At 47.2% G+C, this 26830-nt stretch carries 17 protein-coding genes; 7 read left to right on the forward strand and 10 right to left on the reverse strand.

The window, feature by feature from the left end; genetic code table 11:
- The first annotated feature begins 4 nt into the window (after positions 1 to 4).
- Positions 5 to 3247 carry an ATP-binding protein gene (locus O6D90_RS05530; RefSeq protein ID WP_016157255.1) on the forward strand — a complete coding sequence of 1081 codons (3243 nt, stop codon included), beginning with the start codon at positions 5 to 7 and terminating at the stop codon, positions 3245 to 3247.
- Positions 3248 to 3321: 74 nt separating this feature from the next.
- Here O6D90_RS05530 and O6D90_RS05535 read toward each other — a convergent pair whose 3' ends face one another.
- Complete coding sequence (locus O6D90_RS05535) at positions 3322 to 3948, reverse strand: YfdX family protein (RefSeq protein ID WP_016154099.1); 627 nt, start codon at positions 3946 to 3948, stop codon at positions 3322 to 3324.
- A 280-nt stretch (positions 3949 to 4228) separates the two neighbouring features.
- Between O6D90_RS05535 and O6D90_RS05540 the strand changes: the two genes are divergently transcribed.
- The gene (locus tag O6D90_RS05540; RefSeq protein WP_016157254.1) at positions 4229 to 4825 is read left to right on the forward strand and encodes a DUF308 domain-containing protein; all 597 of its coding nucleotides are present in this window, start codon (positions 4229 to 4231) and stop codon (positions 4823 to 4825) included.
- Positions 4825 to 5172, forward strand: coding sequence for an HdeA/HdeB family chaperone (locus tag O6D90_RS05545; protein WP_016157253.1), 348 nt, complete (start codon positions 4825 to 4827; stop codon positions 5170 to 5172). The genes O6D90_RS05540 and O6D90_RS05545 overlap by 1 nt, the downstream gene beginning before the upstream one ends.
- A gap of 361 nt (positions 5173 to 5533) precedes the next feature.
- Here the strand turns inward: O6D90_RS05545 and O6D90_RS05550 are convergent, their stop codons facing one another.
- The 5 genes from O6D90_RS05550 to O6D90_RS05570 form a co-directional block, all read right to left on the reverse strand.
- Positions 5534 to 8650, reverse strand: coding sequence for an efflux RND transporter permease subunit (locus O6D90_RS05550; protein WP_016157252.1), 3117 nt, complete (start codon positions 8648 to 8650; stop codon positions 5534 to 5536).
- A gap of 28 nt (positions 8651 to 8678) precedes the next feature.
- Positions 8679 to 9836, reverse strand: a complete 1158-nt coding sequence (locus O6D90_RS05555; RefSeq protein WP_016157251.1) for an efflux RND transporter periplasmic adaptor subunit — start codon at positions 9834 to 9836, stop codon at positions 8679 to 8681.
- A gap of 278 nt (positions 9837 to 10114) precedes the next feature.
- Entirely contained in the window at positions 10115 to 10681 is a 567-nt protein-coding gene (locus O6D90_RS05560; protein ID WP_016157250.1) for a Slp family lipoprotein, read from the reverse strand.
- 268 nt (positions 10682 to 10949) lie between these two features.
- Complete coding sequence (locus tag O6D90_RS05565) at positions 10950 to 11462, reverse strand: hypothetical protein (protein ID WP_016157248.1); 513 nt, start codon at positions 11460 to 11462, stop codon at positions 10950 to 10952.
- Positions 11452 to 12222 carry a winged helix-turn-helix domain-containing protein gene (locus O6D90_RS05570; protein ID WP_016154092.1) on the reverse strand — a complete coding sequence of 257 codons (771 nt, stop codon included), beginning with the start codon at positions 12220 to 12222 and terminating at the stop codon, positions 11452 to 11454. The genes O6D90_RS05565 and O6D90_RS05570 overlap by 11 nt, the downstream gene beginning before the upstream one ends.
- A gap of 974 nt (positions 12223 to 13196) precedes the next feature.
- On the opposite strand from O6D90_RS05570, the gene O6D90_RS05575 reads away from it, so the two are divergent.
- Positions 13197 to 20135, forward strand: a complete 6939-nt coding sequence (locus tag O6D90_RS05575) for an autotransporter outer membrane beta-barrel domain-containing protein (protein WP_088583055.1) — start codon at positions 13197 to 13199, stop codon at positions 20133 to 20135.
- A 116-nt stretch (positions 20136 to 20251) separates the two neighbouring features.
- Positions 20252 to 21685, forward strand: coding sequence for an EAL domain-containing protein (locus tag O6D90_RS05580; RefSeq protein WP_016157246.1), 1434 nt, complete (start codon positions 20252 to 20254; stop codon positions 21683 to 21685).
- A 58-nt stretch (positions 21686 to 21743) separates the two neighbouring features.
- Here O6D90_RS05580 and O6D90_RS05585 read toward each other — a convergent pair whose 3' ends face one another.
- Positions 21744 to 22100, reverse strand: a complete 357-nt coding sequence (locus O6D90_RS05585) for a hypothetical protein (protein ID WP_016157245.1) — start codon at positions 22098 to 22100, stop codon at positions 21744 to 21746.
- A gap of 456 nt (positions 22101 to 22556) precedes the next feature.
- On the opposite strand from O6D90_RS05585, the gene O6D90_RS05590 reads away from it, so the two are divergent.
- Positions 22557 to 23246, forward strand: a complete 690-nt coding sequence (locus O6D90_RS05590) for a helix-turn-helix transcriptional regulator (protein WP_016157244.1) — start codon at positions 22557 to 22559, stop codon at positions 23244 to 23246.
- A 70-nt stretch (positions 23247 to 23316) separates the two neighbouring features.
- Positions 23317 to 24063: an SDR family NAD(P)-dependent oxidoreductase gene (locus O6D90_RS05595; protein ID WP_016157243.1), complete on the forward strand. Its 747-nt coding sequence runs from the start codon at positions 23317 to 23319 to the stop codon at positions 24061 to 24063.
- A 190-nt stretch (positions 24064 to 24253) separates the two neighbouring features.
- On the opposite strand, the gene O6D90_RS05600 is transcribed toward O6D90_RS05595, so the two are convergent.
- From O6D90_RS05600 to O6D90_RS05610, 3 genes are all read right to left on the reverse strand, one after another.
- On the reverse strand, positions 24254 to 24436 hold the full coding sequence (locus O6D90_RS05600) for a hypothetical protein (RefSeq protein ID WP_016157242.1): 183 nt from the start codon (positions 24434 to 24436) through the stop codon (positions 24254 to 24256).
- A 349-nt stretch (positions 24437 to 24785) separates the two neighbouring features.
- Positions 24786 to 25805: a hypothetical protein gene (locus O6D90_RS05605; protein WP_271143259.1), complete on the reverse strand. Its 1020-nt coding sequence runs from the start codon at positions 25803 to 25805 to the stop codon at positions 24786 to 24788.
- Positions 25802 to 26830 (reverse strand): site-specific integrase, encoded by a 1029-nt coding sequence (locus O6D90_RS05610; protein WP_271143260.1) that lies wholly within the window; start codon positions 26828 to 26830, stop codon positions 25802 to 25804. The genes O6D90_RS05605 and O6D90_RS05610 overlap by 4 nt, the downstream gene beginning before the upstream one ends.

Below are 26830 nucleotides of genomic sequence, written 5' to 3' on the forward strand. Positions count from 1 at the left end.
AGTAATGCTGGAACGCTTGTTTATTTTTTTGATGGTCATATTTACCATCGGGTTTTCTACGGGTGTAAGCTCAGCCCGGCAAGTTGAGCTAAAAAGTAACTATAATACCTCAGTACAACATATCGGCCTGAACAGTGAAGAAACAAACTGGTTAGCGCATAAAAAAACCTTGGTTGTTGGCACCTGGTTACCGGAAGTCTCCCCCATTGTTTATCAAAATAGCGGTGAATATTATCGGGGCGTCAACGCGGATTATCTTGCGCTAATGCAAAAGAATCTCAATATAAAAATTGTTATAAAGCAGTATGATAATGAGCAAGAAGCGCTGACCGCACTTGCCAGTAACGATGTAGATACATTGATAACTCAGCTGTCCCGGCGACAAGATGTTGGCGGCCATTTATTGCGCACTTCGGCATTGCTGACGACGTGGCCGACGCTTGTGACCTCGCTAAAAAACACTATGCTGCCGCTGACCTCGGAGCATCCGGTTAGCGTCGCGTGTGTGCGAGATTGTCCTTTTCTTGATGTTATCCAGGATGCTTTTCCTGAAGCTAAAGTCTCATTTTTCGACGACGAGTATCAGGCCATGGCATCAGTAGTGAACGGTGATAACCAATATTATATTGGGAACAATATCACCAGCAGTCATTGTGTCTCCCGATATTTTTCGCAATCACTGGTTATTACGCACTACTTTGATAAACAAGAGCAATATAATTATTTTGTGGTGAAGGACGACCAGCCAGTATTAAGAAATATTCTTGATGGTTTCATTACGTCAATCAGTAATGAAATTCATATGCAGGTCATGCAGAACTGGCTGAACCGCGGTAACCTTGCTTTTCTGAATGCGCCTATTCCTTTTACCGATCAGGAAAAAGCGTGGCTGAAGAAGAAACATACTATTCGCATTCTTATCAATCCAGATTATCCGCCTTACACGCTTGTCGATCGCAGCGGTGAGTTACGTGGAATTCTTGGCGATTTGCTGAATATTATTCATCTGCAAACGGGGATTGATTTTGAGCCGGTTTTGGCCAACACCAAAAGTGAACAGACAAAACAAATAAGCGGCGAACGATGGGATATGTATCCCACTATCACCCTGACAAATCAAAATCAGCACAATTCGACCTTTAGCGATCCGCTGATGAATGTGGCGTTTGTGATTATCACTTCCCGCGATGAAACGGCCGACTCGTTACTGAATACACCGATCCGTATTGCGTTGCCCGCCGGGCATGTTTTGGAAAGTGACTTGAAACAACGCTACCCGCAGGCCACCTGGGTGGATGCTGATACTGGCAGCGTCGCGATGACTATGCTCAGGGATGGCAAGGTTGACGCGGCAATTGCTACCGAATTGTCGGCAAGGTTCATGGTCGATCATGACTACCAGAAAAACATGCACTTTTTTAGGCTACCAGATATGCCTGGCGCGTCGGTGAGCTTTGCGGTTTCTCCCCACGAGCCCATGTTGAAGTCCGTCATGGATAAAGCGCTGCAGGCGATACCGCCGCGTGAGATTTTGCAGATGACGGAGAAGTGGTCGAAAATTTCTAATACGCAGGTCGATCTCTGGAGTCGGTATAGCAAACAGTTCTATCAACTGGTGGTGTTTGCGCTGTTGCTGATAGCAATTAGCCTGATCTGGGGGATCTCACTCTCCCGTGAGGTCAATAAAAGAAAACAATCGCAGCGGCAGCTGGAAGAGCAGCTTCATCTCAAAGAGGCATTATCTCAAGAACTGGAAACCGAAAAAAATAAAGCGATTGAAGCAACCAAGGCCAAAAGTCGCTTTCTTGCGAGCATGAGCCATGAATTACGTACCCCTGTCAGCTCGATTGTGGGCTTTCTGGAATTACTGTCGAGCTCAGAACTCAGCCCGGCACAACGAAAAGAGGCGATTGCTCTTACCGCAGCGACAGCCCAGTCACTGCTTGGGCTGATCGGTAAGATTCTGGACGTTGATAAGATTGAGTCTGGTAAATATCAGGTTGTTCCTCAATGGACGGATCTCTCGCAGCTCATTGAATTGCAGTGTCACTCTTTTGATGCCTTAGCCAGACAGAAAGGCGTTACGCTTGCTTGCGTAAGCCAGTTGCCGGCAAACGAGCGGGTGTTTGTCGATCAACAAGCTTTGCGGCAAATTCTCACCAACCTGGTGGGCAATGCGCTCAAGTTTACCGAGCAGGGTAGCATTCATGTGACGGCCCGTTTAACACCAGACGGGGAGAATCACGGTACCCTGACCATCGCCATTAGCGATACCGGTTGCGGGATTAGCGAAGAGGAGCAGACCGGGCTGTTTCGTCGCTACGCTCAGGGGCGCTGTGGGCGTCAACAAACGGGGTCTGGTCTGGGATTATTTATCTGCAAAGAGCTGGTGACGCTGATGGGCGGTACGCTGGAGTTGATGAGCGTCCCGGCGCAAGGAACCACGTTTACCATAACGCTGCCGGTTGAGACTGCCCGCCAGTCAGTTGTACCGGATAGCAACACGCCGGGGGCGCTGTTGCCGCTGCCGTGTCTGTCTATTTTGATAGCAGATGACAACCCGACCAATCGCCTGCTGCTTAAGCGACAGTTGAACGCCATTGGTTACAGCGTGGATGAAGCGTGTGATGGTGAGGAAGCCGAAGCCAAACTGGCTAAAAAATCATACGACCTGTTGATAACCGATGTGAATATGCCGAAGAAGGACGGGTTTGATCTTGCGGCTTCGTTACGTCGTCAGCAGCCTCATTTACAAATATGGGGACTGACGGCCAGCGCGCTCCCACAGTCACGTGACAGGTGTCTGCAAAACGGCATGAATTTGTGTCTGTTTAAGCCCGTGTCGATTCAGACACTGACGCATGAATTAAGTAAAATCGAAACCGGTTATTCGTCTCCTTGTGCAATCCGGCATCTGAAATTCAATGTCTTGACGGAAAATACTGGCGGCGATCGCGCATTAATGAACGAGATACTCGAAACATTCCGCGAGGCAACGTTTAGCGATTTACAGGCGGCCGAGAAAGCCGTTGAGCAAGACGAACGCCAGCTGTTTTTGCGAGCCCTTCACCGGTTGCATGGTTCGGCGCAAATTCTGGGCATTACTGCTCTTCAGACGCTATGCGAACCTTTTGAATCGATGCGACATGACGATCTTCCTCTGGCAGTACGCCAGGAAGCATTACAGAAGATTGTTGCCGTCATGCGGGAAATTGAGATTGAGATTAACAGTCTGATTAGCCATTAACCCCCCTGATCGGGTTGCCGTAGCAACCCGATCAGGAGAGAAAGTCCTGGTTCAACACTCCGTAGTGCTGAGTATTACTGGCCTGCGCCCAGCATCTCGCTATCGATCACAATGCCTTCTTCAGCACCTTTTAACACAAGGTTTGCTTCATAGTATTTACCTGAAGACAGCAGTTTTTGAGCGCTGGCAACGGCTTTACGCGTCTGATTCAGGGGCATCAGGTATTGGGTCTGAAGCACGCTGATACCCGCCAGTTGCAAGGTATCCACAGCACCTTTCCAGTCGCCTTTAGCCATTTTGCCATTCGCTGTATTGATAGCGGATTCTTTAGCTGGGGTGGCAATATAGTCTTCTGACAGCGCAATCGTAGCGTTAATAATCACGTACTGATCGTCAATCATCTTGGCTTTAGGCGCAGCTTTTACAAATTTCGCCCAGTCGTGGCTGTCACCTGCAAGCAGGGAAGCGGCGTCATCGGTTAATTTTTTAGCACTGTCAGGCTGTCCATGAAACAGGGCCAGACGGGCAAGCTGAATATCACGCATCGCGTTTGCACCTTGTACTGCGACCTGCATAATATCGGCAGCTTCTTTTTGTACATTGGCGGTAGCAGTTTGTGCCGGCGTGGTAGTGGTAGCTGCCAGTACCGGGGCTGAGCCCATCATGGTTGCAAGCAGACCTGCAAGAATAATCTTTTTCATTACTTTCTCCTGAATAAATTTGGTATATCTCACCAAACGAAATAAGCATATTAAATAACTTCGAAGAGTGGAATCAGAGCCAGGATAGAATAATGAGCGTTTAATCTTACAGGTGTCAGACGTCTGACACGTGTAGGATTATACGGATAATGACATTCCTTTATTCTTATATACGAATTCGGAGTGAAAGTCTTATCATCCCATTGTAAGTGATATGTATTAAGTGAATATTACTCTTTTATTAGTAGGTTACATTGCGTTTCTATGTAACGGAGGATGTATGTTTGTTTTTAATCAGCGTAGCCTGAAAGCATTTAATGAAAAAACACTATTTCATTATAAAAGACACGCCACAATCATGGCCGTGCTGTTGTTGGTTTGCGGCATTTGCTGCTTAATCTATCCAATCGCTGCAGGTGTTTACTTAAGCTATGCAACAGGTTTTATGTTCCTGGTGTGTGGCTTCTATTCTATTTACAGCCTGTTTTCCTCGGGTAAAAAGCAGTTGAAAGCCAAATTTACCTATGCCTTTTTTGCTATCGCATGGTTGCTGCTGGGATACTGTTTCCTCGAAAATCCTGTGATAGGTATGAATTCATTGGCAATGGTTTTTTGCTGCCTGTTTATTCTTGGCGGGATTTTTCGTGTTGCTTCCGGCGTCAAAATGTTCCGCAGTCCGGGCTATGGATGGAATGTTTTTATCGGTATTTTTGACCTGCTTATTGCAGCCGTGTGGCTGAATATGGATCCCGACCGCTCTTATGTGTTTACCTCTATCTTTATAGGCGTTGAGATGATCTTTAGTTCTTTGGCTTTTATCAGTCTGCGCAGAAATGCGTCGTTGGTACAAACTGAAAAACTCGCCGATAAAAATTAATGCTACTTCTGGAGCGCATTGTGAATATTAAATTGATTGTCTCTACAGCTATTCTTATGGCCTCTGTTATGGCGCCGATGAGCCGTGCTTTTGCTACACAGGCAACGGAAGCGGCGCCACAAGATATGACCTGTAAAGAATTCGTTGATATGAGTCGGCAATACATGACAGCAATTGCCTTTGTGATTGTTAATAAAAATTCGGACTTTAAAGGCGATGATTATGTTCCCCTGCATGAGGTGGAAACTGTCGCTGTACCGAAGATGATTAAAATGTGTCATCGACACCCTGATACTAAATTGGGCGAGCTGGCCGTAAATCTGAAGGGTTCCGGTCTGCACTATTGATTACCCGTTTTGATAGCCTGGCATGAGTCAGAATTGACAACCTCTGTACCTACCTTAGTTGTTACCCTACAAGAAAAAATCCCCGTAATGTTTACCCTGCTATCCACGAGAAATTCGCTGGATAACAGGGCCCGCTAACAACCGTAGACCTGATAAGCGAAGCGCCACAGGGCATTGATTACCCGCAGAGCAGAGGGACTCAAGTGTGGTGGAGAATGCCACTCTTAACGTAGTCACAGTATCGTCGCTGTAATGAAATGAAGAACTAAAGGTGAACGGAACCCTTTCTCTGAGAGAGCATTGAGAATCCCTGGGATTTAATAAACTTATCCCAGGGATAATCACGTACGAGGGCAGGGAATCAGCGCCGTGTTTTGAATCGCGCCAGCATGTTTTCTACGAGAACAAAGAACAGCGGAACAAAGTAGATCGCCAGCACTGTTGCGGCCAGCATCCCACCAATAACACCCGTACCGACGGCATTTTGCGCACCAGAGCCCGCGCCGTTGCTTATTGCCAGAGGGATAACCCCTAAGATAAAGGCCAGTGACGTCATCAAAATAGGGCGTAAGCGCATTTGCGCGGCCTCTACTGCGGCTTCAAGCGGCGTTTTTCCTTCCTTTTGCATGATCTCGACGGCGAACTCGACGATCAGAATGGCGTTTTTAGCCGAGAGCCCCATGGTGGTGAGCAGGCCTACCTGGAAGTAAACATCATTGCTCAGGCCGCGCAAGTCGGTCGCCAGCAAAGCGCCGACCACCCCGATTGGCACAACCAGCATTACCGAGAACGGTATCGACCAGCTTTCATACAGTGCCGCCAGTGCCAGAAACACGACGATCAGCGAAATGCCGTACAGCATTGGTGCCTGGTTTGTGGACAGCGCCTCCTGATAAGACAGACCGGTCCAGGCATAGCCGACGCCTGCGGGCAGCTTATTTATCAGCGATGCCATAAATTTCATCGCATCGCCGCTGCTTTTCCCTTCGACCGGCTGGCCCAGAATTTCCATTGCAGGCTGACCGTTGTAGCGTTCAAGGCGGGGAGAACCGTAGGTCCATTCGGTGGATGAGTAGGCCGAAAGCGGCGTCATAGCGCCGGAGGCATTACGTACGTACCAGTGATTAATATTATCCGGCAACATACGGAACGGCGTATCGGCCTGAACATACACTTTTTTAACGCGTCCCTGATTCAGGAAATCATTGACATAGCGACTACCGAACGCCGTGGAGATGGTCTGATTGATATCCGATAATGCAACGCCCATGGCTTCTGCCTTCGTGGCGTTGACATGAATGCGGAACATCGGTGTATCTTCCAGACCATTCGGGCGCACCCCGTCGACCTCTCCGGACGACTGGTTGGCCAGCGCCAGAAGCTCGTTTCGGGCCTGCATCATTTTTTCATGCCCAAGGTTACCGTTATCCAGCAGCTCCATGTCAAACCCTGAAGCCGTTCCCAGTTCTGCAACAGCGGGTAAATTAAACGGATAAACGACGGCATTATTGATGGTGCTTAAGGCCATCATCGCCCGTCGAATAATGGCGGTAACTGAGTTTTCTTCACCAACGCGTTCTGACCACGGTTTCAGGCTGATAAACGCCAGACCGTTGTTTTGCCCCTGGCCGCTGAAACCAAATCCGCCGACGGTGAAAACCGAAGCGACATTTTTCTGTTCTTTCGTCAGGTAGTAATCCGTTATTTCCCCGAGCACTTTGCTGGTGTTCACCATCGTTGAGCCCGAAGGCAATTGCGCGGTGGTCATGAATACCCCCTGGTCTTCTTCAGGCAAAAAGGAGGTCGGGGTACGTAGAAACAGCACAATCATGCCTGCGCCAATCACTAAGTACACGACCATATAACGGCCTGTGCAACGTAGCAGTTTACGGGTGCTGTCCGTGTAGTGCTGAGTACATTTCTCCATGAAGTGATTGAAACGGGTAAACAGAAAATGTGTGTTTGCTTTTTCTCCCTCGTGGGATTTCAACAGCATGGCGCAGAGTGCTGGCGTCAGGCTCATCGCCACAAACACCGACAGCAGCATGGAGGAGATTAAAGTGATAGAAAACTGGCGGAAAATTTCACCGGTTGCTCCGCTCATAAATGCCATCGGCATAAATACGGCGGATAACACAACGGCAATACCGACCAGCGCTCTCTGCAACTGGCCCATCGCTTTGTGGGTCGCCGCTTTTGGTGACAAGTGTTCTTCGGCAATAATGCGTTCTACGTTCTCAACCACCACAATGGCATCATCGACTAGCAACCCTATCGCCAGCACCATGCCAAACATCGTGAGCGTATTAATCGAAAAACCCGCGACGTCGAGTATCGCAAAGGTGCCAAGGATCACTACCGGAACGGCGATTGTGGGAATAAGCGTTGCGCGGAAACTTTGCAAAAACAGATACATGACGAGGAATACCAGAATGATTGCCTCGATCAAAGTATGAAAAACCCCCTGAATCGAAATTTCGATAAACGGAGTGGTGTCATAGGGATAAACGGTTTTCATGCTGGCCGGAAGCCAGGCCGATAATCTGTTCAGCTCCTGTTTGACTGCCTGGGATGTTTCCAGGGCATTCGCGCCAGCGGCAAGTTTAATTGCAATCCCGGCGGCGGGTTTTCCGTTGTAGCGTGCAACCGTTGCATAATTTTCCGCACCCAGCTCAATTCGCGCGACATCGCGCAGCAGAACCTGGGAACCATCTTGCTGAACTTTAAGGAAGATCTTGCCAAATTCATCGGTAGTTTGCAGGCGCGTCTGGACGATTATCGACGCATTTAGCTGCTGATCGGCTGACTGAGGCATGCCTCCCAACTGCCCGCCCGATATCTGGTTGTTCTGAACTTTGAGCTGGGTAATGACGTCCTGAGGTGTGAGGTTATACTTGTCGAGCTTTTGCGGATCCAGCCAGATACGCATGGCGTATTGCGAACCGAATAACTGTACGCTCCCCACCCCGGCAGTGCGGCTTATTGGGTCTTTGATGTTCGAGGCCACATAGTCGGCAATATCATATTGGCTCAGGCTGTTATTATCAGAGATAAAGCCGGCGACCATCAAAATATTGCTGCTGGATTTATCAACACTGATCCCTTGCTGCTGTACTTCCTGCGGTAAAGAGGGCATCGCCAGCTGCAGTTTATTCTGTACCTGAACCTGCGCAATATCGGGTGACGTGCCCGTTTTGAAAGTCAGGATAATCGACGCATTACCTGCCGCATCGCTGGTGGATGACATATACATCAGGCCATCAAGACCATTCATGTTCTGTTCAATCACCTGAGTTACGGAGTCTTCAACGGTCTTTGCGTCTGCCCCTGGGTAGGCAGCGCTGATGGTAATAGTTGGGGGAGCGATTTGTGGATATTGGGCGATCGGCAGGTTCATTATCGCGATACCGCCCGTAAACATCATGATAATGGCGAGCACCCAGGCGAAAACCGGGCGCTCAATAAAAAAGTTGGCCATGAAGAAAGTGTCCTTAATACCTGAAATATTACTGTTCAGTTCCCGCGTCAGGAGTGGTCAGTTTTGAAGGGAGGACCCGGGCTTTGATTCCCGGACGAATTCTTTGTAATCCGGACACAATGACCCGATCGCCGGGGCGTAATCCTGCGGTCACCAGCCATTGATTGCCAACGGCCTTCACGGCGTTTATTTCGCGCAGTTGCACCACGTTTTGCTGGTCAAGGATCAGCGCGGTGGCTTTTCCTTGTTCGTTATGCGTAATCCCTTGTTGGGGGACCATCAAAACGTTCTGCTGGCTGCCTTCGTCCAGCAACGCCGTGACATACATGCCGGGTAAAATTTCACCTTCAGGATTGGGGAACACGGCGCGCAAAGTCACCGATCCGGTGGTCTCATCGACGGCGGGATCGGAAAACTCAAGCGTACCGGTATGGCGATAGGGTTTGCCGTTTTCCAGCATCAGCTCAACAGGAATTTTGCCTTGTTGCTGGGCAATTTTGCCGTTGGCTTTCTCTTCTTTCAGGCGTAAGAAATCTTGTACTGACTGTGTTAAATCAACATAAATCGGATCCAGCCGCTGAACGGTGACCAGCGCGTTTTCCTGATTTGCGGTGACCAGGGCACCCACGGTTACGGAGGATTTACCGCTGATGCCATCAATCGGTGAGGTGACATTAGCGTAACGAAGGTTGATGGTGGCCTGCTCAAGATCCGCTTTGGCGACGGCGACATTGGCTTCTGCTTCATTAAGCTGTGAGCGTGTCGTGTCGTAGTCCTGGCGGCTGACGTAATTGGATTTTATTAACGCTGACTGCCGATTTAATGTCAGACGCACATTATTGGCCGTCGCCAGTGCCTTTGCCAGCGCGCCTTTGGCTGAATCCAGTCGTGCCTGCAGCGGGGCAGGATCTATTTGATACAGTGACTCTCCTTTGCTGACTTTATCACCTTCAATAAAGTTGCGTTTTATGATGATCCCACCAACCTGAGGGCGGATTTCGGCGATCTCGAATGAAACCGCGCGACCTGGAAGTTCACTTTTAATATTCACTGAAGAGGGCGCTAAGGTAACAACGCCGACCTCGGGCTCCATCGCGGTGGTTTTTACTGCAGGTTTATTATCGCAGGCGGTGATGATGACGCTACTAAAAAATAATGGTATCAACAGTAAGCATTTTCTGTTCATAGTAATCCCTGAATAAATCGTAAACACCAATGTTCTTTTATTACAGGCAGGGTGGAAGAGTTATCGGTAAATAACAAAAGATGCTCAGGCATGAGATGGCTAAAGCCCATTTTTTCGCTCAAGTGTTAGCGGGTAAAATTATATGTAACAGGAAGAGTGCGTGCTAAGTGAAGGATCTCATAAAGCAGGATGGCGCAATAAGGTCAACGCGGGGTGATGTGCTGGGCGTTTGTCAGTACCCGACTCCGGTATATATTCGCGCCATCTTACTACAGAGATTATTTCACTAGCTCCGGAGTTACCTGAGTTACTGTATTAGCGTAGTAGGGGGCTCCCCACATGGGTTCAGGCCAGAACGCGCCATAGCCGTAATCCCACATATTATAGGTGGTGTTGACTGACTCCGTTAAATGCCAAACCTGAATGCCCTGTAAATCAACTTTAACAAAGTTGTACGGGACTTTGTTGATGAATCCTGGTTCATCTCCTTGAATTGTCCCCAAAATAGTAACGAAATGGTTTCTGTAGTTTACCGGATCGAGAAAACCTTTCTGCTGGGCAAGAATACGCCCCTGATAGCTCGCGTCTATTTGCGGTTTAGCATAGTTGTTCAGTGGCAGAACGGCGATTTCCAGTAATGTATCCGTTTTGTTGTTAATCACATTGATGACTTTACCCCCAAAGCGGGCCTGCTGACCGGTATATAATCCCGGTTGGTTATGCACGGAGATAAAGTTTTTTTGTATATCTGGTTGATTATTACCTTTGATATTCTCAGGAATTGAAGCACATGACGCCAGGGTGAAAGCAAGGGCAACAATTATCAACCCTTTTGTTTTTTTCATTTTACTTTCCTGCTAAAAAAAGACAGGCCAATAATAACCCTTTGCTCATTATTGTCAGCAAACGTGCCGTTGATTATCTAAAATTAATATTATTGTAGCTTATGGTAATAACAGGCTGTATTTTATCTGGTCGCTGGATAAGGGCGAAAGTGTGTGGCGACAGGGAAAGCGATTTACTGTCGCCACACGTGGAGTCAGGGCCAATGCGTTACCGTGCCCTGCTCTGGTTTAGCCAGGCGGGTAGGCAATCCTGGATTACGGCACATTACTACGATTTACTAACGCAGACGTTCGTTGGCGAAAAGGTATTGCCTAACAGGTAGGCATTATTAATTTTATATATTTGCGCACGCTTACTGGGTGTGAACGGGTCATAGATATTATGGATAAACATCTCATCCGACACGTTATCCAGACTGTGTTTACTCATTTTCACGTCTTGCAGAAAAACGACGCCTTTATCTTTTATCCGATAATTAAAACTGACGGAGCGTTGCAGGATAAGGCGACGTCCTGGGCGGTTGTCTGCCAGTGGGGTTGTGGTAATAATCCCTGAGAAATCAATGACGCCAGTGTTATCTGTTTGCAACTGGATCATCAGGCTACCATCGTATTTCCCACCCCCGGGCAGTTCGGGTAGTGAAAGTGTGGAGACGCAATGCACGCTTATTCCCTGATTGACTGGAATGAGGGTGATTCCATTCGCGCTTAACAAGGCGCTGACAGCGACCAGAACGGCCGCTCCTGCAAGTAATATCTTGGTTTTATATTTAGTATTCATGGATATAAAGGTCCTTGCATCCAGCAAACTTTGTTTTTTCTGCATTATTGAAAGTACAGCGGGATAAAAATATGCGACCTTTTTCGCCGTAGACGTACAGATCGTCAGGCTGGAAAATAAACAATGCGCCAGCCAGACACTTCAGGTGTAAATCAGCCATTTTTTTGGCTTTTTCAAGTTTCGCAGTTGCCACTTCTCGTGAGCTTTCAAAAACGGTATAGACCGGACAGAGGTCGATATTGCCAAGTTTATACAACTGCACGACGGGAAGGTGGTTTTGAGTGCTGTTAAACAATGTGTTGACTGGGTAAAGAAGCATGAATAATGAGACGCCCCCAGCTGCAAGCAGCATCATTTTTACGCGTTTTGACAGGGAAGGCGTGGCTTTTGCGGGAGTGAGGGACGCCGCGGAAACCAAAGGCGGTTCCTCTATGGTGGTTACCAATCCTTCAGCGATGAAAAAGCCGACCCGTGGTACGGTTTGAATGATCTCGTGTTCACAACCGAGCTCCTGTAATCCTTTACGAATCAAAGAAATATACTGGCTTAATGAGTTGTTTGAGGCTTGCAGACCATTTTTGTCCCAGACATTCGTAAACATCTCTTCTCTCGAGACTACTTTCCCTTCCTGCTCGAGGAGATAGGTGAAGATCCTGTTTGCGGTAATAGACAGGGTGAGTGAGTTGTCCGACGGACTCAGACTCGCCAAAACGCCATCATCAGTCCTAAATGTAACTTCATTGTTAATTAGATATTTCATTTTTTCATCATTAACAGAGTATTACTTAATTATAAACCATAGTGGTATTTCTTCTTCACTACAGTATCGTGAGATGTGACAGGGCCGAGGCAGGAGGAGGGGGGCATTTGAGCATTGTAAAATATCCCCTCTGGCATAAAAAACTATGAAATTATTCATTTTAAGTATAAATACCTGCTTCACTCTGATTAAATTATAAGAGTGCTACTATTTTCAGATAGACCATTATAATCATTCGCCGGTTTGAGGACTGCGTAGTTCTGAGTCTCTGGTTGATTTACAAATTGTCAGTAACTTTAGTAAGTGGCATTTTTATAATGAGTAAACGAAAAGTTACTTAAGTAAAATAATCTAAAAATAGTATGGTATCAAGCGTCTTAAACAACAATTAGAAAGGCTTTGATATTTTTTACTTATTACATTCAACCCCTGGCGGTACAGATGCCGCGGAACTTGCTTATCGCGAGGTGTGTTTTCGACTGACTGAAATCCCTGTTTCTCGCAGTTATAATTTAAGTAACTCAAATGGGTTATGTTTTTTCAATATAACCCATGCAATAAGATTTATCTTATAAGTTGTTTGTTGTTTAAGAGCTGTGATTATAAATTTTTTTTACGAGATATGAAATAAATTAATATGCGTTTTATTTAATTTGAAATGTTTGTTTATTGTGTAGAAAATTAGGTCGTCATATTACATTGTTTATGCAATTCATTAACAGTTGCTTATGTGTTCCTGTGATGATATCGATACTTAAATCTATAATCACTTATCTTTTTAGATAAAACATCTATAAATTGCAAATTTATCAGTATAAATAGATTGGTTGTTGATGCGGTAATACCATTCGTCATGTACAGATCGCTCAATGTTTCAGCGGAAAAAACTCCAGAGAAGAGGTATCTGACCGCTGGGTAATTATGAGCATCCCATAATGCTATGTGACCACGAATTTTTCCCAGGAAGGGTATTCGTGGAATTATTCGGAATGGTAATGATGAACAAGATTTTTAAAGTGGTATGGAGTGTTTCGCACTCTTGCGCGGTTGTTGTTTCTGAACTGGCAAAACGTTGTGGTGCTTCTGTGGAAACCAATAGTTCTGCTCGCATTGAATCTGGAACGCATAAATTTAATATTTCAAGAATTGTGCTAAGTATAATAGGTGCCGTACTGGCTACGCATTCAATATATGCTTTTGCCGCTGACTACATCTTGCCTGATTACTTACCGTCGACTAACGCTAATGGCGCAGGGCAACTTGTTGTCGGTGACGGTGAAACCATGAATATTATCACCGGTACTAAAGGATATGGCAGCATCGCCTCTGGTGCATCGGGCTTTAAAACGATGACTATTCAGCAGGCAATGGATAATGGTTATATTTCGTCAGGTAGTGAAAATATAAATCTGACGCAGACGACTTTAGGTGGTCGTACCCACAGCATTCAATACGTTGACCCCATCACCGGGGCTTCGCGTACAGTCCAGGTGTATGACAGCGATAATTTTGCCTCTACCAGCGTTGGCGATCTGACGACTTATCTGGGGGTCAGCGTCGGTGATGGGCAGTATGTGAATATGAAGCTGGCGACAGTGACATCAGGCGGCACGCTTGATGTGAATGTTGGTTCAACGGAAAGCGGCTGGGCATCGAACTCGGCAAATATCTTCAATGCTGTCACCAAGGTCTCTGGAGTTTATAACGTTGAGAGCAGCGCCAGTGACACTAAAGACGCGGTACTGAATTACAACGCCAAAACCATCGTGCAAAGCGGTAACGTTGGTAATGTCGCGAAAAATACCGGTAAAGATTATAACTTTGATACCGCAACCTATAACGGCACCTTCTCCAGCGCGCTTGGCGAGTATACGGTTAATAATCTTGATGATTTAAAAAACTACAATGATGCTCTGGTGAAAGCCGTAGAGGCTGGGCAACTTTCGCCCACGGACTACGAAGCTGAGCTTCATAAAGCCTATACCACGGAACAGAAAAACATTCACTTCGACACCAATATCCCGGATGGCGATGCGGTGTTGCAGGCTGCGAATCGTGATGTGAACAGTTTTATTAAAGCTTCCGGTGCGCGCTCTGTCGTCAATATTTCTGCTGATGCCAATATTCAGGCGGTTTTTAGCGATACCTCCGTGGTGACGCTGACCGACGGAGCCACCCTCAATAACAACGGCACACTGGGGGTTGCCGCCGGTGCAGCCGGTGGTGATTATGTCGTTTCAGCGCGTGATAGCATCGTAAATAACAATGGAGTTATTGATGCGGGTACCAGTCTTGATGTGAAAAATGCGTGGGTTGGCGCCCATACCGGGATTCTCGCGACCGGGACGACAAAGGTACAGAACGACGGCGTCATCAACCTTGCCTCGCATCAGGATATCTATAACGCCTATGGCGTGCTGATGAATGACACGGCGACCTTTATTAATAACGGAGTAATGAATATTGCCACCGGAGGTGAGCCTGCGAAATCTTCCGATGGTGTCTATACCTACGGCGTGTTTGTTCAACGTAATGCCGTGGCTACTAATAACGGGACGCTCTACATCGGACGCACTGCACAAGCGGTAAAAGATGAGGCGAGCAGTGACGTTCAGGTCACTCTTCCGGCCATTGGTATGTTTGTGAAGAGTGGAACCATCAATAACACCGGGAACATCACGATCGGAGAAAAAGTCGAGAATGCTGTTGCCATTCAGGCAAACGGCAGTGCGTCTCCTGGTGCAATCAACGTTACCCAGGACGGCGTCATTGACATCAATGGCATCGGCTCAGCGCAAAATATTGGCCTGATGGGGATTAACGGTGCAAAAGGGCTGGTAAACAGCGGCACGATTAACCTCAATGGGTACAGCGCCAGCGGTATTGAACTGCAGGGAGGGAGTCAGGCGCTTCACTCGGGCACGATAAATATCACCAATGGTAGTACCACGGATAATACATTAAAAAATATTGGTGCCTGGGTCGAGGGGACCGGGTCTCAACTCACGATGAGTGGGAGTGTGAATCTTGCTGCTGATAACGCTATTGGTCTGCACGTTCGTGACGGCGGTGTTATCGATATTACCGATACAGGCAAAGTCTCATTTACCAGTGGCAAAAACCAGATTGGCTATTTTATTTATGGTGAAGGTTCAAAAGTAAACGCCTCCTCTACCAATACGCAAGATGTCTCGACTGAAGGGTCAACATTATATCGCATAGAAGGTGGTGCGACTTTTGATGGCAGCGGGTCGTCTGGTACGACAATGACGGCATCAGGCACCGACAGCACTATTCTGCAGGTGACCGGGACGGGGAGCCATTTTGATTCCGGCTCGCAATCGCTGAGTATCACGGGTGACGGCGCGACCGGGATTCGGGTTGAAGGCGGAGCGGATGGGGTTATCACCAAAGACGCGGTGATCGTGAAACTTTCCGGTAAAGATACCACCGCCGGGATTGTGGACGGTAATTATTATGACTTGTCCGGGAATGTCGATGAGAATCAGAAAGGTGACTCAATCCTGACCAGTTACGCCACGCTGAATACCAGTAATACGGCGGATGGTGCTTTCGGCTACATCGCCCGCAACGGCGGTACGCTCAACCATAAAGGCAGCATCGACTTTGACCAGGCGGGCAGCACAGGCGTGCTGGTTTCCGGTGGTACGTTGAATAACGACGGCGATATCAAGGTTAATGGCGTGGCGGTCAGCATCGAAGGCGCTGATTCCGTTGTGAACAACAATGCGACGGTTACCGCGACGGATGGCACCGCAGCCTATCTCGTGGGCAATGATGCGTCATTAAGTTTGACGGGTTCGGGAGAAACCAAAGCATCGGGAGATGCGCACGGTATCTTGTTGGCCGCCGGTGCGAAAGGTCTGCTGGTCGATGGAGCCATCATCACGATGGACAGTACGGGTAAAGGAAGCGCGATTGAAAACGTCGCCAACATTGCGGGTATCCAGCTAAAAGATACAACTATCAGTGTGGGGAATGGAATCGGTATTCATACCGGAGCATCCCTGGCGCAGACCAACTCCGGAACGATTAATGTTACGGGGAGCGGTACGGGGATCCTGTTTGAAAATATCGACGGCAGCGAAACGAATCAAACGCTGGATATGTCTGACTCGCGCGATCTGGTTATCAATGTTGAGCAGGCTGCGGGTAAAGGGATCGTCACCAATGCGTCAACCGACCTGAAAACGGGCGTCAGCGTTAACGTACTCGACGCTAACGGTGGTGAAGCGTTGATTGTCGGTGGCACGACCAAAAATGTTGAACAGGCCGGTGAGTTGACATCGAAATCGACCAGCCACGCGGTGGTGAATGTTGATAACGGTTCCCTGGAAACGTTTATCAATAAAGGCGTTATTAAAGCGCTGGATGCGTCGCAAAAAGCGGTAGAAATGCTCTCGGGGGCAGGCATCGCGTTTACTAACGCGGCGGGAGCCAGCATTGTTGGTCAGGTTAACCTGATGAGCGGTGATAACACCGTTACGCTGGAGTCTGGCAGTACCGCAACCGACATCAAGACGGGCAGTGGTAACGATCTGTACCTACTGAAAGATGTCAAAGAGACAGAAACCTCGCTGTTTACCAGCCTCAATGGTGGTGATGGGGAGGATACACTTCAGTTGAATAACGCACAGTACATCCTCAATCACGCCGATGCTATTACCGGCATGGAGCATATCGATCTGACTGCTGGTTCAGTATTTACCGTTAATAATGTTGATTTTGCGTTGGGTGATAACCAAAACGATGCGACCGGTACGGGTTACAACATTGATACGACCAGCACCTTGTCGCTGAATTCCGACGCTGCGCTGGCTTTTAATAGCCATCTGGCGGGAACCGGAACTGTCGCCGTTGATGCCAGCGGTAATGCGTTTGATTTTACCAGCAACAATGCGGCAGATGGATTCAACGGTACGCTGGCGCTAACGAACAGCACCTTTGAGCTGGCTGGATTAAACACTCAGGCGCTGAGCCATGCAACATTAAATGTAGGCGAGGGGAACGTCACCCACGTGGGGTCCGGTGAGCAAAATATCGGAGGCCTGGCGTTTAACGGCGGCACCGTCAGCTTTGACGGGGTGACGCCGGGGCAGAGCAGTTCCGAAGGAACAATTCATGCTGGCGCGATGGATCTCTCCGGACGCGGAACCGTGCAGGTTGATACCGGCACGATTACGAACGATCGTCCGCTGGCTGATACCACGCTATCACTTCTTGAGCAGGACGATGCGCAGTCCCTGATTCAACTGGCAACATCTGATTCTTCCGTCACCGGCGGTGCGGGCAATCTGACGCTGACCGATAGCAATGGCAATATCATCAGCGATGGAGTTGAAGCCGGCATCAGCCAAAATGGCGAGATTGTTGCGAATGGAACCTATGATTATCGCCTCACCGGAGGGGATAACGATGATGGACTGTACATTAGCTATGGTCTGACACAAGTCGAACTGCTCGCATCCGGAGACAATGCACTGGTCCTGGATGCGAACGGAAAAACCGGTAATGCCGCAGATCTGAGCGCTCGCGTGACTGGCAGTGGCGATCTGGCGTTTGACAGCGCCAAAGGCCAGACGGTATCGCTGTCGAATATGGATAACGATTACACCGGTATCACCGATGTGCGCAGCGGCAACCTGCTGATGAAAAACGATAATGTTCTGGGACAGACCGGTGAACTACGTCTGGCCGCCGATACCGGTTTTGACATGAATGGTCATAGCCAGACTGTCGGTAAGCTGACGGCGGGGGCTGACTCACTGCTGAACATCAATGGCGGTAGCCTGACCCTGGAGCAGGGCGGAACAGCCGATGGAATATTGACCGGAAGTGGCGCGCTAAACATCAATGGCGATACGCTGACCATCACCGGTGAAAACAGCACGCTGACGGCAAAAACGACCATTGCAGAAGGCGCGCGCGTGCTGATGAACACGACGCTGGGTCTCGGCACGGGCGATATTGTGGCGGCGGGAACGCTGACGATGAATAAGGCGGCAGGTGTACTTTACAACAGCATCAGCGATGCCGGACGGATTGAACTTACCGAAAGCGATGTCGCGCTGGTGGGCAACAATAGTGCCTTTACGGGACAATTTGCTATTGATGCGGATTCCCGGCTCACCGCGTTCACCGCAGAAAATCTGGGCAGCGCAGAGGTGCACAATAGCGGTTCACTGGTGCTGGACAGTCATACCGACTGGCAGCTTAATAACGACGTTTATGGTAGCGGCGACGTGACCAAGCTGGGAGCCGGATCCATTACTGTCGGTGATAACGCCGCCTGGACGGGGAAAACGGATATTGAGCAGGGCGGCCTGGTTCTGGGGGACGGCACATCTCCCGTCACGCTTGCCAGTACCGAGGTCAACATAGCTACGGCGGGGATGCTCTCGGGTGTAGGGGGCGTCGCAGGTAATGTGAATAACGCCGGTGTGCTGCAGGTGGGTACCGGGACCGGTGACAACCTCCTGTTCACTGTGTGGGGAGACCTGGTTAACAGCGGTATCCTCGCAACCGGTGTGAATGGTCAGCAGGCCGGTAATCAACTGGTGATCAATGGCAATTACACGGGTAATGATGGTCATCTTTCCTTAAACACTGCGCTGGGGGATGACAATTCCGTTACGGATAAGCTGGTGGTGAAAGGTGATACCAGTGGCACTACTTCTGTCAGCGTCACTAACGCCGGCGGGAAAGGTGCTGCAACGATTGATGGTATCGAAGTTATCCATGTTGATGGCGTATCGGACGGTGAGTTTATTCAGGCTGGACGTATTGTGGCGGGGGCATATGACTACAGCCTTGGACGTGGTCAGGATGAAAACAGCGGCAACTGGTATCTGACCAGCGGTAAAACCAACCCCGATCCGCAGCCAAACCCGGATCCGGATCCCGATAAAGATCTGCGTCCGGAAGGCGGCAGCTACACGGCTAACCTGGCGGCAGCCAACAACATGTTCGTCACCCGTTTGCACGATCGTCTGGGCGAAACGCAGTATATCGATGCCCTGACCGGCGAGCAGAAAGTCACCAGCATGTGGATGCGCCACGTCGGTGGGCACAACAACTGGCGTGACGGTAGCGGTCAGTTGAAAACCCAGAGCAACCGTTACGTATTGCAACTGGGGGGCGACATTGCGCAATGGAGCCAGAATGGGCTTGATCGCTGGCACCTTGGCGTGATGGCGGGCTACGGTAACGATCACAGCAATACCCAGTCTTCACGCACGGGCTATCGTTCAAAAGGCTCAGTGAATGGCTACAGCACCGGTGTTTATGCCACGTGGTATGCCAATGATGCGTCGCATAACGGCGCCTGGCTGGACAGCTGGGCTCAGTACAGCTGGTTTGATAACAATGTTAAAGGCGATGACCTGCAAGGCGAATCGTACAAATCGAAAGGGGTTACCGCTTCGCTGGAAATGGGATATGCCCAAAAAATGGGCGAGTTTGCCGGCAGTCACGGAACGCTGAACGAATGGTACATACAACCTCAGGCGCAGGCAGTCTGGATGGGAGTGAAGGCGAACGACCATCGTGAAAGTAACGGTACCCGTATCACCAGCAACGGTAATGGTAATGTGCAGACCAGGCTGGGCCTGAAAACCTGGATTAAGAGCCATCACCAGATGGATAACGCTAAAGAGCGTGAATTCCAGCCGTTTGCCGAGCTGAACTGGCTGCACAATTCACGCGATTTCAGTACGACCATGGATGGCGTGAATGTGCGCCAGGATGGAGCGAAAAATATTGCCGAGGTAAAAGTGGGTGTGGAGGGACAGGTAAGTCCTCGTCTTAATCTGTGGGGCAATATCGGGGTTCAGGCTGGCGACAAAGGGTATAACGACAGCGCTGCGATGGTAGGTGTGAAATGGAACTTCTAAGCTGATTCTACTGGGCAAGTTCAGCCAGACTGGCGCATGTCAGTCTGGCCATTTCCTCCTGAAATAATCTCAAAAAGCGTCCTTCGGGGCGCTCTGTTCAACAACACGAGTTAATCATGTCTGTAACCAAGAAAATCACACCCATCATGCTGGTGTTGCTTTTTCTTCTGGCCGGTGTGCTGACTTCATGGCAGCAATGGGATAGAGAGGGACAACTAGTCAGAGAACACGCGATAAATAGTCTGGTCGAAGAAATCGATACGATATTTGACGACGTAAATACACTGGCTGTGTTAGCCAGCGCACATATACAAGAGAATTGCACTGACGATCTGCTACGAAAATTGCGTCTTCTTACGGCGTCTGGCGAGAAGATTCGTTCAGTCAGTATCATCAGGAACGGTGAGTGGAACTGCTCTTCTCTTGAAGGTCGAGAATCGCCGGGGATTATTTCCAATGGAACGACCACACATTCACTGATGATTGAACAGATTTATCGGCTGAACACGGAGATGTATATAATCTATTTTCCGTTTCAGGGGCAGGTGGTGGCTGTTGCAGTATATAAAGCGGCGATCGATAAAATTCTTATGGATTTTGCCCGTAAAGAAAAAATTGATGTGCATTTTTTATTGTATCCAGAAAAACATCCTTTCGTGCAGATGGCCTCGCAAAACTATCCTTTCTGGATTGTGACGGATTCACAGGATGGCATTGCGGATTATGCGCGGGATAATCATTATCTTCTTATTTTATTTGTGGTTCTGTCTTTGCTGTTATATTTCCACTTACGCCGGGCGCAGCGGATATCACCGATAAAAATACTGCAACGTGCGATTAATAATGATGAATTTATTCCGTTTTATCAGCCCGTCGTTGAACTCGCTTGCGGAAAAATCGTCGGGGCTGAAGTGCTTGTTCGCTGGAATCACCCTGAGCAGGGAATTATTCCCCCTAACGAATTTATCCACACGGCTGAACATAGCGGCTTGATCAATGCGCTGACGCTGAAATTGTTGACGCAGGTAGAGGTTGATATGCGGTGCCTTAGGGCTCAGTGTGATATACCATTTCATATCGGTATTAACGTACCTCCACTTTCACTGGAGGATCATGAATTTACCGATGCCACTATCGCCTTTATTCAGCGGATGAACTTGTTTCATATTGGCGTAATGCTGGAAATCACCGAACGGCAGCAGAATCTGATCCGTGAAAGTGTTCTGAGGCGCCTGAAAGAGGCAGGCGCTGCGCTAGCCCTGGATGACTTTGGGACCGGATATTCTAACTATGCTGCGCTGCAACGCATTTCGCCGCGGTTCTTGAAAGTTGATAAGATGTTTATCGACTCACTGGGTAAAGGCGGCGTGAGTGATACTATCATCAGCAATATTGTTCACCTGTCTGAACTGGCCAGGATCCCACTGGTGGCGGAAGGAATAGAAAGTGAAGAACAGATGGAGAGGCTGCGACGGATTAACGTTAGCTTTGGGCAGGGGTATCTGTTCAGTAAACCAATACCCTTTAATGCGTTTCTACGTTTATTATAAGGATTGCTAATAATAAAAAACCGCGAAAGCGGCTTTTTATTATTGAATGGCTGGAAGATTACTCGCTGACTTTTTTCTCAACGGAGGCAGCACCTTCTTTGGTCTTATTCCAGCCTTTCTCGGTACCTTCTTTTGTTGCATTCCAACCTTTTTCAGTACCTTCTTTGGTTGTATTCCAGGCTTTTTGTGAGCCTTCACTAACTTTACTGCTCAGGTCATCTTGTTTACCTTCAGCAGCATGTTTTGCTTTTAACTGTTGCTCTTCGCCCTGATTCTGCGCCTGATGCAGTTTTTCTTTTGCGGTATTAGCATTTTCGTGTGCGGCGGCTACATCATTATCAGTTGCGTGTGTCGTCGCGGCAATAACGGGAGAAGCCAGCAGAATTGCAGATAATGCGATAATTGTCTTTTTCATAATATCCTCGCTTAGCGTTATAAGTTATTAGCGTGATTAAGCATGGCACACGAACGAAGCGCTGGCTTTAGGAAAAAACTGTAAGTGCTGATAACGGTATTTATCCATTTTGTGCAGCTGGGAGCGATCAATACGGTAATTTTGTGGTGGGGCAAAAAGACGCATTCAGTGTTAGGTTAAATAATAAGTGGTTGTCGTTATTAAGCATGGACATATTAAGTATGTGTAAGTCTCCCTGCAAAACGAACCATCAACTTTTAGAGCGTCTCTGGCATACAGCGGACAGGCTAACTGGGCTAAAGGTCTTCTATGAGGTGTGAGTTCAACGGGTTGATGCAACGCTATCCTTAATCCAGGGGGAAGTTCAACTTAAGCGTGTACGCTTACTTTGTACTAAGATGCTTATCGAACAGATGCTTTAAGATTTTGTCTCAGAATCAAGATGGATTTATCAACATGACCAGAACAGAAAGGCTTCTCGAACTACTACAGATATTAAGGGCGCAAAGATATCCGATCACTGCATCCACTCTCTCTGAAAGATTAGGAATAAGTGTGCGCTCCCTTTACAGAGATATAAAAACGCTACAGCATCAAGGCGTGTGCATTGAAGGTGGTGCTGGAATTGGTTATATCATTAAGTCTGACTTTCATTTGCCACCCTTAAACCTTTCTCATGAAGAAATCAATGCTATTACGCTTGGGTTAAATTGGGTATCTCATAATACGGATTATGATTTTAAAAATACCGCAAGGAATGCACTTGCCAAAATCCACGCTGTCATTCCCGGTGAATTAAAAAATCTTATTGAGAGTCAATCTTATCTGATCGGCCCTTCAGAAAATAATGAGGTGTTTTTTGAAGACATCCGCAATGCTATTAAAAAGCGCAAGAGAATCAAAATAAAGTATTGTGACAAGAAAGATACTTACTCTTCTCGAGCCATATGGCCCATCGGATTGGTATATATGGAGTCATGCTGGCTTTTGGTTGCATGGTGTGAGATGAGAAATGATTTTCGTCATTTTAGAACTGACAAGATTGAAGAGATAGTACAACTGGGTTCCATATATAGAGAAAGCAGGACAGTTTTATTGAAAAAATGGAGAATAAAAGAAGGAATCTGCGAGGAGAAAGAATACTGACAAAAACTGTCACAGCTAATTTGTATACTAACCCAGATGAAAGACTCAATTCGACTTCATAGGGTGAATTATGAATTTCCAGAATAAAGTTGCTGTCATAACAGGAAGTACTGCAGGTATAGGTGAGGCAGTCGCAGAGCAATTACACAAACATGGAGCTAAGGTCGTTATTGTCTCCCGCTCGTCAGAGCAGGCTAAACAAAAAGCGAAACGATTATCTTCACAGGGACAACAAGCGCTGGGGATCGGATGTGATGTGTCACAGCCCGAACAAGTACGGCAAATGATAGATGAAGTTATCAAAAATTTCGGCAGACTTGATTGTGCTGTAAATAACGCAGGCTTAACAGGTGAACATGGTAAAAACATAACCGAGCAGACGGTTGAAAACTGGGATAAGGTTATTGCCACCTCATTGAGCGGCGTTTTTTACTGCCTAAAATATGAAATACCTGAGATGATGAAATTTGGTGGCTCTATAGTTAATTTATCTGCAGTAAATGGTCTGGTTGGCATTCCTGGATTAGCACCTTACACCGTGGCTAAGCATGGTATAATCGGTTTAACCAAAACCGCAGCGCTAGAGTTTGCATGTCAAGGCATTCGAATCAATGCAGTCGCTCCGGGCTATGTCCAAACCCCACGAATGAGTGAATTTCCAGAAAATATCGTACGTAGTTTCGCAAATAGCCACCCTATGAAAAGGATGGCAAAAATGCAAGAAATAGCAGACTTCATTCTGTTTTTGCTGTCAGACAATTCAGGGTTCTGTACCGGAGGAGTATATCCAATCGATGGTGGTTATTTAGCAGAGTAAAATTCCTCTATAGCGTCAGAATATAGAGTTAACTCTTGTGTTGTAGGGCTAGTGATAACAATATTTCCAGTCTGGATTAACAAGAGTATAGATGATCGGCTCTCCATTGGTCCATTCATCATGCTATTAATAACTTCCGCTGCTGGCACGTAGTGGCCGGTCCGTTACGTGAGGGTCACCTCGGAGATTGTCACGCTGATTCTGCCAGTTGTCGCTGCAGGACCTGCAGGCCGGTTCCCTCCCAAGCTGCAGCCGAGCCGACCACATACAGGTTTTTCTTGGCGCGTGAGGCGGCTACATTGATTATGTTTGGCAGATTCGATTTCTTTAACGGATAGAGGTTTGGTTTGTCTTGCCATTGTCGGGTTTCCATAGTTTTAGGCACCTCAAAAACAATAAAGCTTTATGAGGTGCCTAACAAGGTGCCTAAAAGGTTCGGATTTAATTAGTTCTCTTCGGACTTCGCGGGACAAATTCAAGGCACAAAAAAGCCCGCAGGGCTTGCGCCGTGCGGGCTCTTAGGACTTCATCGGGTGACTCTGGTAATCACCGATGGAGAATTTTGGTGGAGCTGGCGGGAGTTGAACCCGCGTCCGAAATTCCTACATACCATTTTTAGTATAATAAAAACAGTTATTTATATTTAAAAACAGTATGTTAGTGTTTTGCGGTGTTTGTCCGTTTTATGCGTTTTTAATGCTCTGCCGCCAAAGTGTCGCCAATTATTTACCTTTAGAATCTATAGGTAAGATATCTTTAAAAATCAAATTATCTGGGTCGTAAGCATAATTAGCTAAAAAATCTCCGCTATTGGCATTGCCTTGAAAAATAATTGTATTTTGATCAATTAGCATGTAAAGAGATATCAATATGTCCCTTAAGCCTCGTAGCATTTCTTTGATCTCTTTTTCATCTGAAAATGATGTTTCTATTCCTAAATCTGAAATTGGGTCAAATATATTAAATTTGTTAACTTCTCGTTCATAATTGACACCTAGTTCTCTGCACAAAAATACCACTAGAGCTTCAATGTTCTCTAAATTAGATATGCTCACTTGACTTGGGAAAATTTCATTGTTCCTTATTATTGCATTCCCGATGCTAGTGTATATGTTTTCTAGTTGTGTAAGGAATTTTTTATCAACCTCGCTGTTATATCCAGCAGAGATTGAGGATTTTGTGAATATTTTTTTATATAATGAATATGTATGATCCACAGTTAATTTAACAGTAAATTTTTCAAAGGTTGTATTGTCACGGCGAGAAAGGGTAAAGGATGGCAGTGTTTTAAATATGTCAGAATAATTTTTGAGGTGAGCGTAGTAAGCATCACTGCGGTTTTTCTCGGTTACTAAGTCTATCTGTTGTTGTGTTTTTCGAATTTGATTCTCGGTTTGTATTGTTCTGTGAATGTTAGCAACTATGGCTACAAATGGTATCGAAAGAGACAGGAGAGCAATAGGCAACTTGCTTATTTCAATGAAGTTTGTAAATCCTGTCGCATCAAATTGAGGGGAGTGTCCCATCCATGCGAAGACACCAAAATATAAAGATGAAATAACAGGTATTCTTATTGATTGTTTGAATAGTTTTTGTTTTGTTAGTCTTTCCTCAGTCATTTCAAAATAACTGTTATTTTTATTTTTTGTATACTCTATAAATAAGTAAATTATATACAGAGCTATTAATAAGATCGAGATTTCAGGTTTTTTTATATTGCTAGTTACTAATTCTAGAATCATGGTGAGGTCCATTTTAATCCATGTAAAGGGTTTTTTGTTACTGCATCCTCTAGATGGTCAGGTGCAAAATGTGCGTAAACCATCGTCATTTTTATATCTGCATGACCCAGAATGTCGCGTAGTACCAGTATGTTACCGCCGTTCATCATAAAATGGCTGGCAAAAGTATGACGCAGTACGTGGGTACATTGGCCCTCTGGCAACTCGATACCGGCTCGCTTTACTGCTCGTTCAAAGGCTTTTCTGCACGGGGTGAATAGCTTCCCTCTGTTCTTGGGGAGTTCGTCATACAGATCTTGAGATATCGGCACTGTACGGTTTTTCTTGCCTTTGGTCTTGGTATAGGTGATCCGATATTTCGATAACTGATGGCCCTGCAGGTTTTCGGCTTCACTCCAGCGGGCGCCAGTTGCCAGGCATATTTTTGCAATCATCAGTAGGCTGGGGCTTTGAGAATCTGCGCAGGCATCCAGTAGGCGTTTAATTTCATCCGGGGCCAGGAACGCCAGTTCACCTTCTGCGATTTTAAATGTTGGCAGCCCGACGAGCGGGTTAGGTGCTGACCAGTGGCCCAACTTTTTCAGTGTGCCAAAAACGGATGATAGGTTGCGTTGTTCAAGGTTGACCGTGCGGGGCTTAACTGGTGACATAAACGCGCCATCCTCATTTCGCACTTCACCTTTTAACCGTGCTTCACGGTACTTCGTAAAGTCACCGGCTGTCAGCTCTGAGGCGATGGGATCGCCCAGACCATTACAGATTATTTTAAGTTTCGCCATAAGGCGTTTGGGATCTGCAAGCGTCTGCCCGTAGAGTGAGTGCCATTGCTCTATCACTTCTGACAGATGTCGCCGATCCTCCTTTTCCCCCAGCCATGGTTTTTTGTTTACTTCATCCATGGTGAAGTTTTCGAATGCTATGGCCTCGCCTTTCGTCGCAAATTGCTTACGCACGCGTTTGCCATCGCGCCCGTTCGGGTAGCACTCACACAACCATTTTCCGTTCGGCTGCTTTCTGATCGTCAT

The organism is Citrobacter sp. 21OH12SH02A-Citro (genome assembly GCF_027919895.1).
Lineage (GTDB): Bacteria > Pseudomonadota > Gammaproteobacteria > Enterobacterales > Enterobacteriaceae > Citrobacter > Citrobacter braakii.